Source organism: Bacillus sp. OV166 (genome assembly GCF_900177675.1).
Classification (GTDB): Bacteria; Bacillota; Bacilli; order Bacillales; family Cytobacillaceae; genus Neobacillus.
This window is the reverse complement of the sequence record NZ_FXWM01000001.1, coordinates 3381391-3393764: the sequence shown is the minus strand read 5'-3', so window position 1 is coordinate 3393764 and position 12374 is coordinate 3381391. Positions and strand designations below refer to the sequence as shown.

The following is a 12374-nucleotide window of genomic DNA, read 5'->3' as shown; positions in this document are numbered from 1 at the left end:
AATGAGTTCCCCATCCTGAAAATTGTTATGGGGCACTTAAAGCAGGTCTATCACTTTACATTTCAACATCAAAAACCATTCCTAGCACCCCAGTCTAATATGCCACGGATTATTTTACCAGCTGCGTGTTGTACTGGTCCAGAGCCATAATGGTCCCAATATTCCATTACCGGTGCAGGAGAACCAGTCGTTGCCGTCGCAAAAGCAGCTAACGCATCGTCTACCGCTCCTGCCGGGACTCCTACAGCGGCTGTGGCAATCCACATCAGCCCTTCATTCAGTGCGCCACGATTGTTTCGACGTTCAAGTTCTGCAGTTCTGTTCGCTTCGTTTACAGCCCCATAAACCGTAAGAACTTCCCCGGCGACTTTCAAAACCGATGTTGCCGCCTCAGCCGCCCGAGCAGCACGGCCAGAAAAGGCTGTTACTGATGAGGGTTCATGAGCAACTGGATTAGGTGGATGTTCGTTGATGGGTGCATTTGGTGCAGGTGAAGTCATAGCTGTGGTGCCTGTTTTAGGCACTGTTAGCGGAGGCTCCGAAGATGGCACTGAAATTGACGGATTGACAGGCTGGCCGGGGTCACTAAACGCCCGTTCTATGATTGCCCCAGTCATAGTGGACGGTGGTCCACCAGATTGCCGTAGTTCAGAAGCGGTCTGCTCCGCCCGCTCTGACAATGTTGCAAGGTTGCTAATGATGGCACGATCCAATGCTTGGGGGTTTACTGTCACTCCAGTCGTCTCCCCCGCCAATCGGTATGCTTCGCGTGTCGCCTCAATTAATTCCGATTCACTGGTAATCATACCAGCTCGAACCCGCTCATTTATCTCTGCCTGCAGACGACCTACCTCGGTATGAAAGTAACCCTTTCCTGTTTCTACCAATACGGTCTGTTCGCTGCGTGCAGCTGAGACAGTTCGACTATATAAACCTTGGCGCTGTTCGCTGCGAAGACTAACCTGTATCGGATGATCTCGTTGCACATTATGCCCAATTGATCCACGATCCGGTACAGGTGTACCATAACTCCAATTTCCCATCAATTCAGGACATGATGCTTTAGTTGGATCACATTGTGTGCCGGTAGGGTCATTGTATTTTACGGGGTTTTCGTGAACAAAACCATATAGGTTGGTCCCATCGATCATACACATTGGATCGCAACTCATCCATCTTCCCAGCCATGGCCCATAGTATCTCGCTCCATGATAGTAGAGTCCGCTTTCTTCATCCCGTTCCTTACCCGTATATCGGTAGCGTTTTAAACTCACCTCGGCAACGCTCCTCCCGGCACAGTAAGCCGTGCTTCCGTATGGGGTGTATTCCTCATAGGTGATCACCGCAGCATTTTCGTCCAGTTCCAGGTTGACAGAACCTAAGTGATTGCTAAGTTGGAAGCGAACTAGTGGCTGAAGGTTAGTAACTGGAGATTGGTCCTTAATCGTTTCAGTCTCGATCAGCGCCACACGTTGCTTATCATCCATTACATGAAGCGATTCCCGCTCTAAAGTGACCGTTCCACTGCTATATTCCCGATACACCTCGAATCCGTCGAGATATATACGCTGTTTGCTAAGTGCACCAGTTTGCGTTTCGGTTATCTTACGCACCCGCCTACCTGATGAGTCGTAGACATAATACGTTTTCGCTGTATTTGTATCTCCATTATTGATCATTCTTGTTGTAGCACTTAATTGATCTTTAAAGTCCCAGTTCATTTGCGGCAAGTGTGGCATTGCTGTGATGTTGCCATGCAGGTCGTACGCGTATTTTGAGCTGTAACCAGGCGTTGCGTTATATTCGGGCAGATTCTCAGAGTCACCGGGCAAGCTTGTGGCAAGCAAGCGGTTGCTTTCTAGTGCATATTGATAACGCCGGTTCCAGATCACCTGACCCGGCTGCTCAAGATTACGCCCTGAATGATGCATCATTTGCATGATGTTTCCGACCTTATCGTAGCGATACGTTTCGACGTAGTTCTGCAATGCCTGACAGTCATTGGGAATGGTTGTTACAAATCGGGAAACGTCATCCCAATCATACTGCTGTCTATTTCCCTTGTGTTCCCGTCCGCTGGCAGCAATTAGCCGGTACAGTGCGTCATAACGATACTCTGCACCCGGCTGTACGCACTGGTTGCTATGAAATACTCGATCCTGCGCATTGTCCTGGATCTGGGTGATGTTACCTACCGCATCATACGTGTAGTCCAAGTCTTGCAGCAAGGCACCATCATTGATTCGCGTGGTCCTTAATCGCTTCAGCCGGAAGGTGTCCGAATCATAAGAGTAGGTGGTTTCTGAACCATTGCCGTATTGCAACAATAAACGCTGTCCCTTGGCGTTGTATTTGATGTTCTTCACCGGATGTTCGTTTGCACTACTTGTGTCGAGTAACGTCTGCGGCTCTCCCGATTGGCCGAGCCACAAATCCACACTCCCCAACCTCCCAGCTTCATTGTACTTATACTGAGTTATATTGAAACGTTTTGGGTTGGATTCTGTACTGTATGGTGAAATAGATTGTATGGGCCTGTTCAATGCGTCATAACGGGTAGTTGTAGTGAACCACTCTGTTTCCAACACAGGCTGATTCAGCAGCAACCAATCAGGGGTTGCCTTGTAATCGACGGTCAGGCGGCGTAAGGTACGCAACGGATTTCCTTTGAAATCGAATCCATCAAAGGTCAAGTTCCCTGCTGTGTCAAAATGTATGTAAAGCTTACCGCGCAAGTTCTTTTGCTTATCATCGGCCTGCCCTTCTCCGTAAACCAACTTCTCGAATTGCATCTCACGCTTAGAATGAACTGGATCAGCACCGGTGACAAATGATCCGGTCAACCGATGTAATCCATCGTAGGACATCCTTGTAATGAATGAACGGCTGTTCCAGACGAACATCGGTTTCCCCGCTGCGTCGTTCAACATCCAGCGGTCTCCAGCGTCCATGCTGTGCTGAAAAAGCAGGTTCCCTGCAATGTCGTAACACGGCACAAAGCCTTTCGGATTAATATTGTTTGGATCGTTAAACGGGGATACCCCTTCAGGCAAAGGCGGATTGATATATTGCATCACTCTGTTTCCGCGCGAGTCTTGCACCCAAAGTGGTTTGCCCTCATTATCAAGCTTGGTAAAGGTGACGTATTTCTCATCAGTCAATCCATTAACCGGTCCTACCCGGTTGTGAGCAATGGCGACGACTTCACGCCCGAGACAATCGAACACACTTACCGATGGTGTATCCGCATGTTCAGCAGCAAGAAGGGCAGCCCTTTGCTCTTCCGCCGTTGCAGTCAGTGAACTCTTTTGAACATACCATGCGTTACCCGCTTCCTTTACCGTATCGTTCGGATCGTAGCGAGTCACATGCCAAGGAGAGGACTCTATTCGGGTGTAGGAACCATCTGGTGATTCTGTGCGTATGTTTCGCCCGACGGCATCATAATACATTATGGTCGCCACGCCCGTTTCAGGAGGATCCTCGAAACGATGCCCCACTGTCGGCAAGCTGAAATACGGCTCATACTGTTTGACCGTTTTTCCCTTGTTGTTCAAAATAGTTTTGGCGCTTCCGATCCACCGTAAAGGACCGCCGGAAAGTTCCGGCTCTGCCTGAACTTTCTTGACCACCACGTTTCCTGTGCCATCCGAATACTCAAACGCACTTTGTAACGGGCTGTCTGGTTCATCAGTCACGTGGCGCTCCCTTATGATGCCACAGGCACAGGCTGGATGCTGTTCCCAGATTGTAATGCCGTCTTTAATCATTTCGCCAAAATAATACACATACCGTGCGCTGGCATCGGACAACAGACGCTTGGCTTCTTCAACATCATAGTCACTATTTATGAAGAATTCCTGTAGACTTTCTAGATTCGGGTTCAATAATACGTCATCAAAAGCATTTAGGTTGTCGGCTTCACTACCTTTACCCATTAGAGCCATAGCAGTGGGCATGCCTAAAATATCGAAGCGCACCTCTGTAAGATTATCGTTTGCATCTTTCATTTGAGCTGGGGCCAGAACGCGAAAGTCAAACTTAGTGACTTCCGTTCGGCTGAGCAGTGCATCCATACTCGAATGTACGTAAAGATCACGTGAATCGTAGGTTAGTACCGTCTGGTTATCAAAAGGGTCGGTATAGCGCTCGGGCAAGTAGAAGTGCTGAGGAGCATCCGTGTTATAGCCCGCTAAACTTGAGCACATCCAGTATCCCCCTCCTGTGTTTGTGCCAAAGTACAAATCCAAGTCAGCACCAGTCAAGTAGCCGCTTATTTTCTTGTTCGTGAGTGCATCCTGCACATCCGTGTTCAATTTGTCCTTGAAGACAGTTCCAAGAATTTCATCAGTAAGTGCGAGCTTGTAGTTTTGATAAGGCAAACCCAGTGCATTCAATGTTCCAAATGGCAACGGCTTGTCCAAATGTGAATCGAAGAATAGCACACGTGTATGTTCCACGACTCGTTTTTGCGGCAAGGTGCGGTTGGGCAGCAGGTGGTAGTCGATCTCCTCAACGGGGAACACTTGCAATCCGATATTCGGGTATTTATCACTCAGTTTATACTTGCACAACTGTTCCAACGTAAAGTAGCGAATCGTAAGGCCGCCGTCAGTTTGTGCAATATCTAAGCCAGTCAATTCATAGGTCATCACCTCACATGGTAGACGCAGGCGATAGTTGTCCTGATCAGAGTTTCCTGGACTGGGCACGTCGTTGGTGTAGCGCGTTTCCGTATAGGATATATGTAGCTCTGACTGTACCTTCTGAATCAGATCCTCTGCATCGTCCCTTAATGTGTTGTCCACATACTTTTCCAGTCGTGGATAAACCACAGTAACTGACTGCTGGATATTGCCATATTCGTCGGTGCTCAGATTGAGCGTATGCACGATGCGTGGATCGGGCGTCAGCTGATTAGGACGAATGTCTAACTCATAGTGGTAGGTAACCGATTCACTCTCGGTAACGAGAAAGACCGCATGCTGGTTGGTTGCTTTCGGTTGTACCCGGTGAATATGGCAGTTGTGATTTGCAGCCGAGAACAGTTTTACCGGCTTGTGAATACCACGTGCCAGTTCATCCACATCAAGTTCATATACCTCTTGTCGCAGCATGATGCCTTTGCACGCGCGCAGTGCTTCCCGCCACTCCTCTGGGTTAAGTCCCAGCGTTTCAAAATCAGGTTCTGACAATTCATTCTCTTGAAATGAGCCAAGTAACTGCTTAACCGGTTCCTCTCTCTTTAGCCAATTTGGGAAGTACTCGTCCTTGAAGTGGCTAAGGGTGCTTTTGTGGTACAAACACGCACCAGTGTGATACCAGCTTACGGTTTTTACAGGCGGTTGATACAGGGTTTGGTCGTCAGTAATGTAGGGACTGTTTTTGTTTCCCTGCGTAAACTTGCCATATTCTTCGATATCGGTCTGTTCGACGCGGCCAAAACCGCGAAATTCCCGCTCCTCCCCATCAAAGTAGCCATGGTGATAACTATATGTGGTTGTAAAAGTGGTGTTCCGCCACTTGTCCTTCACCGTGACTTTCTCCACACAGTGTACGGGAAATGGCAACTTTGTAATCCATGGCTTACCCTGCTTTTTATCAAATAAATAGAACTTGGTTGACGGCGTATAGTCGATTCTAGTCTCCAGGCCCAAATTGTTAACCGTTCTGACCAGCAGGTGCGGCTTTTGTCCGCCCATCAAATCAAGGTATCGAAGTGGAAGACCCGCATCACCAGACAACGGTGATGACCAGATTAAACAGGCTGTGCCATTTCCGAGGAGATCCAATGCCTGTACATTAACTATGCTGTCAATTGGAGGAAATTGTTTGATCGTCGTTTCTGTACTCCAACAATTGCCGGAACGGTTAAAATATACACGCACGCCATCACGATGGAGATATAAAATGTCGGTCGTGCCCGTACCGTCGATATCAGCTAGCCGGATACGGTTGGGTTCAAATTGATCACAATGGTCAAATAGCGGTGCGTTATCCATTGTAATTTTCACGCCGAAGCAACCATATCCAAGGTTCGGCCAATAGCATACCTCATTATTGCGTATTCGCACGATATCATTCATTCCATCTCCCGACATATCTGATAGAAAGATGGACTGGCCTGCATCAGCAAAAACAATGTTTGGCCCCTTTTCTTCGTCCCAGGTCTTGCTTGTGCGCTGCGCTTCGTCAAAGCCAATTTCGCCCAGTGAGCGATGCCACACAAACACATCGTGCTCGCTGATTAGAATATCGGAGCGACCATCACCGTCAAGGTCGATGAATTTCAGATTGGGGTCACCCCAGTTTACATTGGGCAGAGAAGCAAACGGCACGAATGGGTCCCAAAGCTCGTCCATGGTCCTTTCATAAAATCCCGGTATCGGGCCTGCATATTCTACAACGTCCGGACGGCCGTTACCTGACAAATCGAGAAACTGCACATGGTTAGAAGCCTCAAACATCGGCTTTGGTGATACACATTCCATCGGTGCGAATTTCGCCTGAATGTGTGAACGATTATCACTAACAACGAAGTTAGTCGGGCTAAGATTGCGTTTGTAAAACCATGCACCATCCTGTTTGGACAGTACACCCGAAAGCCCTTCTCCGTCGAGGTCTACCCACTGATATTGTGCACCGTCAATTCCGATTGGAAGATTTTCTAAGCTGTCCCCGTCACGTAACTCGTGTAATTCAGTCTGAATGATTGCATCGCTGTAGGTGAATTCCAGAGGGGGGTGAGGCTTGGAAAGATAGTCTCCGCGTACCGTACGTTGATAGCTCCGTTGCGTTACCCCTGTAAGTTTGGAGTAAACAGGCATTCCAGAATTTGCAGATTCCTCATCGTACTGATAGGTAAAGTCGGTCGAACGAACAAGGCCGTCGTATCCTTTTTGGCCTTCTGGATCATCAGGTATGTGATGAAACATTAACACGCGTTGGCACAATCGATAAGTACGCACTTCAAACGTTGAGCGATAAGACGAGAACGGGTCTTTGCGAACCGACCATTCGCCTGTTTCCTTGGGTGAGGGATTGTCCTTGCTATGCTCACCATAGTCGAACACTACTTCGAAGTACCAGTTATCGTCCCTTGTGGGCTCGGGCCACGTATGATCTGCTTCAAGCCTAGGAAGAAAAGGTGTGTCATTACCGTAACGGATGTACTTGAGATACCTATTGACAGAGCGTCGAGGATCCAAGTTGTCGCCTCGATTTTGCTCGTGAGCATGCGAAAGCTCAATATTAACGGCATTCTCTGATTTGTAATGATATGAAATGACATTGCCTTTATCATCATGGCTTTGGCAGATAAGCCAACTGTATATACGTTCAGGATTCTCAGGATCTGAGATTCGTGAATTTTCAGATCTGCCGTACCAAGTTGTGCTGTTATCTTTCGAGATTGACCGCCAAAAAGTATCACCTGGTATTTCCGTGTTTGTCCATCGCTCAATTCGGGTGAACAAGCCCTCTATACGAGAGCAAAAGCGGCGAATGCTATAGGTTGTGCCATTAACGATTCGTATATCTTGATCATTCTTTTTTAGTATGGGTACTAAATCTTCGGTACCCGACAAAATGAACACATCAGAGTCTAGCGTATCCTGGTAGCGTGGCAGCCCTTTATCTGTTTTGCGCTTGATGGAAGGCAGGGAGAGATTCCATCCCATCCCAAACGGTCCATTCCCTGCACCGGAATCATATGTTAGGGACAATTGTGGACCAAATCCAGAGCGACCAGGGCTGGTAGCTATCGGTACGGTCATTGAACCTGTACCGGTTACTGGGTTTGCTGCGAACTTCTCGCCAATGTTACGAATGGCCCCCCCACCTTTAGGTAAATCAATCGTTGGGATATCAAGTTTGAAGTTCGATTGCTCTTCATTAGCCATTGATCTTTTGTCCATCGTTTGTCTTTCTTTATCCGGAATCAATGATAACCCCTCGTTTCAAATATAGTAAAATTTTTTTAGCTACAATTAGACTATGTATGAAAATGGAACAGTTTTTCTTCACCTTTAAGATTTGAAATTGTATCAGAATATCTACTTATTATTACCTCGGCGCATGATTCCGGACTATTCTCAACTGAATCAATTTCCTGGCTGCCAAATAAATTTACCTTTTATTTAATGTAATAATTTGTTCCACCTCCTGTAACATTCGGATTCTGATAACAATTTCTTCTTCTGAAAACTGCAGGAGATTGCTAGGGAATTATTTCCTTTTGGTCAAAGGGGGAAATGGAAGCTTGAACAATAAATATAAATATAGCGTTCTATATTGAAAGGCGGGACTGTTTCCTGAACACATCTAACTAACGATTCATTTCTAATATAATGTGTTGTTAAAAAACTTACGTAGATTTAAAACACTCCACTCAATTAGGATCATCATTTTAGTTAGGGCATTCTCATCGGGTTATAACTATCGTTCTTAAAAGAAAAGGCATGCGGAGTTTCCTGTAAACTCAATGTAGAGTTTGTACCGAATAATAGAATTTACTGCAATAAACGAATATATACCAAATTTCTGTTATTTAAATATAAAATTAGTATTTGAAAATAATATTAAAATACTTAGAAATATTATGAAAATTGCCATTTTTTCTTTTTTTTTTAAATGGAGATAATAAAAATCTATTTCTTTCCCGCCTTGATAGAAAGTTATGTTCCGGACTTAAGCCAATAAGAACTGCGTGAACTTGTGTCTAATACATAATCCCACTTCCGAAGAATGTTAGAATCGTTTTTGCTTCAGTTAGACTCGCTAAGTAGAAAAAGTTCATGCCAGGCAATAGATTTAAGAAAATATTGGTACGTCGATCATGTTCACAGTTAAGAACCAAATAAAATCGCCTTCTTGGGAGCTCTGTAACCTTCATAAGGGATAATATACAATGCGGCTAATGGGAGGACTGAATGGAGAAGGAAGTATGCATCTTATTAAATGAAAGTTTATAGCATTGATCCCCGGACATTAATGTATTCCGGGGATTATTTTATTATTAAAAGCTTGTAGAATCTGTCCATTTGGCCTTTTTCTAAAAGCATTTTTATTTGACAGGTGAATGTCTTTTTTCAATTGAATGTGAAAAGATTGGTACAACAAAGGGATATCCAAGTCTAAATCGACATCTTAAAACTCGTTAAAGCGCTCTTTTCGATACTCAGCCTCCTCTTCTTCAGTAAGCAATCTGGTTGCTTCTCCTACTGAACCTCCTTGAAGTTCCCAAATTTTATTATGGTCTGAAACAGCTTTACTAAAATCACCCACTTGCCATTTCTCTAAGATGCCTATGTATAGATCACTGTGATCTAAACCGTTCTTATCTCGTATAACTGCATCAAGTAATTGATCAATTCTTTCTTGAGTTGGCTCTAAATCACTCCATTTCTCCGAAGCATATACCTTAGAATGACTCATGAAATGGATCGCGTCTTGAACTTCATCATCAGTCATACCTTCTGGAAATTCTGTTTCCACTTGCGTTTCAATTACTTCATCATCTTCTGAAGCTACATCAGTAGGGGTCCATGTTTCAATGACGTCCTTTTTTTCGTTTTTTTCAACGTGTTTAACCTCTTCCTTTGATCCTAGCAAACTAGTAGATACATAGTAACCAATGCCCAAGACTAGAGTGGCAATAACGATAACGATGGCACTTCTATATTTCCCCATAATACCCTTCATACCCTTCAATGTAGGTTTGACCTGATAACTGCACCAAATCTTTCCTTAATTTAGGCGTATCCACCATAACGTACACTTGATATTTGGGATTGTCCTTGTTTCTCATGCTGTGGTGAAAATCTTGGCCTAGTTTAACTAACTAACATTATTAATCTTGTGAAAAAGGGTGTATTGAAGAAAAAATAGATATGCTTTAATAGTTCATAATGGATTACAAAAGAAAAATTCCCCGATCCACTAAAGTATTCGGGATTATTTAGTTCTTGTTTTAAGCTATTTTTATGAATCTAGTTGGTCTTTATAAAATTTCAACTGCTCTCCTATCCCTTTTCCTTCAAGTGGTATCTCATATTGAATCCCACTATTTTCTAGAAGCGGAATAAGGTATTCTCTATATTTTTTTCCAGCATAAAAGTCTAATTGGAGTGGCTCCAATTTTATTAGTTGATCAAATCTTCTTTTGACCATTCTTTGCGTTGTGACGAATTCATTTTATTTAAAGTTTCATCATACGGTTCAATTACTGTTTCTTTATTAAGCAATCCATATTTAGAGGATAAAATAAACCAATTATCGTAATTTTGTTTGCTGATAAATGCGATTGCTTTTTTGAATAATTGAGATTCTATGTACATTTCTTGAGCAGAGCAAGGATAATCTCTTTTTAATTTTGTACAGCTAATTAAGGCATATTTAGACATAGAATTCACCTTTCATAAAAAGTGGTCTAATATCACAGTTCCAATAATGTAAAAGGTTATCCCTAGTTCACTTGAAAGAGCCTAAGGTATGCCATCGGACTTGATCCCCATCAACACTTTAAAAACCCCCGTGGGATTCTTATCTAGATCTTCAAAGGGAACTTCCTTCTTTACATCATTCTTGACAAATACAATTTTTCTCTCTGCCTTGTGCATGATTACCTTTATCTCTTTTATCCGATAATAAGCACAGTAAAAGGAACTCATACAACTTGAGATCCTTTTTTTGTTGGAGCTGGATAGTTTAAAACCAATAGGCGCTCATTGAGTGAGTTTCTAAAAAAGATGAAGAGTCCTTTTATGGATTCTCTTTTTAATTCCAAAAAAAGTTTACATCCAGTACATAAATATCATTACTAGGAAAAATAATACTTTCGTAGTACATAATCCAAATTTAGGAGGAACTATTAATGATGAAAAGTTTTAAGTTTATTGCTCCAATTATTGCATTGGTATTTGGATTGATTTTACCGAATACTGCATTTGCACAAGACAAAGATTGCTCTGATTTTTCAACATGGCAAGAAGCACAAAATTATTTTGAATCAAAGGGTGGAAGCCCAACGAATAATGTAGATCGACTGGATGGAACAAACCCAGCTCAGGGAGAACCTGATGGAATCGTTTGTGAGAATCTACAAGGATATAACGGAGAAACCTGGGCCAATCTTCATCCTGCTGACGGTGGTGGTACCACGACACCAACTCCAACCCCTACTCCACAACCTGCACCAATGCCTAGCACAGCAACAAACAACGTCCTAACTTTGATTATTGGTGCTTTAGGAATGGTAGGATATCTCTTCTTAAGACGTACTTTGAATAAATCAGGATCATGAGAAAGTTTTTTGTGAGAGTGGTTGGACTACTCTCACTCTTTCTAGTTTGTAGCAGCTTGTATCAAATGGGATATGCCAAATATTATATGTATCGATCCGAACAATCCTTTGAAAAGCAAGTTAAGGTAAAATCTGTCGAAGTAAAGAAACAAGAACCTGTAGTGAAACCTGCTGTAAAAGAAGAGCCACTTGCCGACAAGGAAGTGTTCCTAACCTTCCCCAAACTGAAAAAGACGGTTTCTGTTGTCGAAGGGATCGATAAGAAAACTTTACTAAAAGGTGTAGGCCACTATCCTGATACCGCTAAACCTAATCAATATGGTATGTCAATCCTTGCAGGACATAATGATACAGTGTTCAAGAATCTTGATCTTTTGAAATTGGGAGATCGAGTTGTTGTAGATGAGGATAATGTATCGACTACATACTATATAACTGGTAAGAAGATCGTTTCAAAGGATTACAGGTTACCGATCACCGATCAGAAAAAACCTGTATTAGTTTTGATCACCTGTTATCCAATGAATATGATAACTCCTGCTCCAGAACGCTTGATTTTAACAGCAGAAAAAAGCCAAGGGAATTAACCCAAGGCTTTTATTTTGACCAAGTAGTACCGTTTCAAATTGTCTAATAGTACGTGAATCCACACCAAAAGCAAGAAATATTACCTCATAAGTCTTCTAAAACTATAAAACTTTACCTCTCACAAGCATAATTATCGTGATCTATATCCATTTTAGATTGATATGCTGGATGATTAGAAGGTAAGCCATTATATCTTCCAAATCCATCCATAAGTAATCGAGCAGTATCTCTTACCTCACCCCAAGTATTTTGGCTTTTGAGGAAAGCAAATCCTTCTCTATGCGAATTCCTTTTTTTATATATTTTTACTATAATTTCAAAAATAATAAATTCTTACGAGGATATTATATATATTGGTTAATGAACCTATCAAATGGTTTTAGATTTTGAAACCAGAATCGAGCTAACTTTAACAACTTTTAACAACTTTGAAAGAAAAGAATTAAATAAAATGTGAAAGTAGGGACTAAATTGACAAACAAAA

Annotated in this window: 4 protein-coding genes and 2 pseudogenes; 2 read left to right on the top strand and 4 right to left on the bottom strand. The window is 43.0% G+C overall.

Annotated elements, in window-relative coordinates:
• Positions 1–68 precede the first annotated feature (68 nt).
• The 3 genes and pseudogenes from CCK98_RS16550 to CCK98_RS37055 form a co-directional block, all read right to left on the bottom strand.
• Positions 69–7943, bottom strand: coding sequence for a SpvB/TcaC N-terminal domain-containing protein (locus CCK98_RS16550; RefSeq protein WP_088087568.1), 7875 nt, complete (start codon positions 7941–7943; stop codon positions 69–71).
• A 1204-nt stretch (positions 7944–9147) separates the two neighbouring features.
• Complete coding sequence (locus CCK98_RS16540) at positions 9148–9690, bottom strand: DUF6241 domain-containing protein (protein ID WP_088087567.1); 543 nt, start codon at positions 9688–9690, stop codon at positions 9148–9150.
• Positions 9691–9981: 291 nt separating this feature from the next.
• Positions 9982–10337 (bottom strand): annotated as a pseudogene (locus CCK98_RS37055) (DUF6884 domain-containing protein).
• A gap of 536 nt (positions 10338–10873) precedes the next feature.
• Here CCK98_RS37055 and CCK98_RS16530 point away from each other — a divergent pair.
• Positions 10874–11302 (top strand): hypothetical protein, encoded by a 429-nt coding sequence (locus CCK98_RS16530; RefSeq protein WP_088087566.1) that lies wholly within the window; start codon positions 10874–10876, stop codon positions 11300–11302.
• Positions 11299–11889, top strand: a complete 591-nt coding sequence (locus CCK98_RS16525) for a sortase (RefSeq protein WP_088087565.1) — start codon at positions 11299–11301, stop codon at positions 11887–11889. The genes CCK98_RS16530 and CCK98_RS16525 overlap by 4 nt, the downstream gene beginning before the upstream one ends.
• Before the next feature lie 112 nt (positions 11890–12001).
• On the opposite strand, the pseudogene CCK98_RS34890 reads toward CCK98_RS16525, so the two are convergent.
• Positions 12002–12079 (bottom strand): annotated as a pseudogene (locus CCK98_RS34890) (excalibur calcium-binding domain-containing protein); the annotation flags it as partial.
• Between the last annotated feature and the right edge of the window lie 295 nt (positions 12080–12374).

Bases quoted from the DNA above. Each gene is read 5' to 3' on its own strand.
- CCK98_RS16540 (WP_088087567.1), bottom strand. From the start codon at position 9,690: ATGGGGAAATATAGAAGTGCCATCGTTATCGTTATTGCCACTCTAGTC.
- CCK98_RS16530 (WP_088087566.1), top strand. From the start codon at position 10,874: ATGATGAAAAGTTTTAAGTTTATTGCTCCAATTATTGCATTGGTATTT.
- CCK98_RS16525 (WP_088087565.1), top strand. From the start codon at position 11,299: ATGAGAAAGTTTTTTGTGAGAGTGGTTGGACTACTCTCACTCTTTCTA.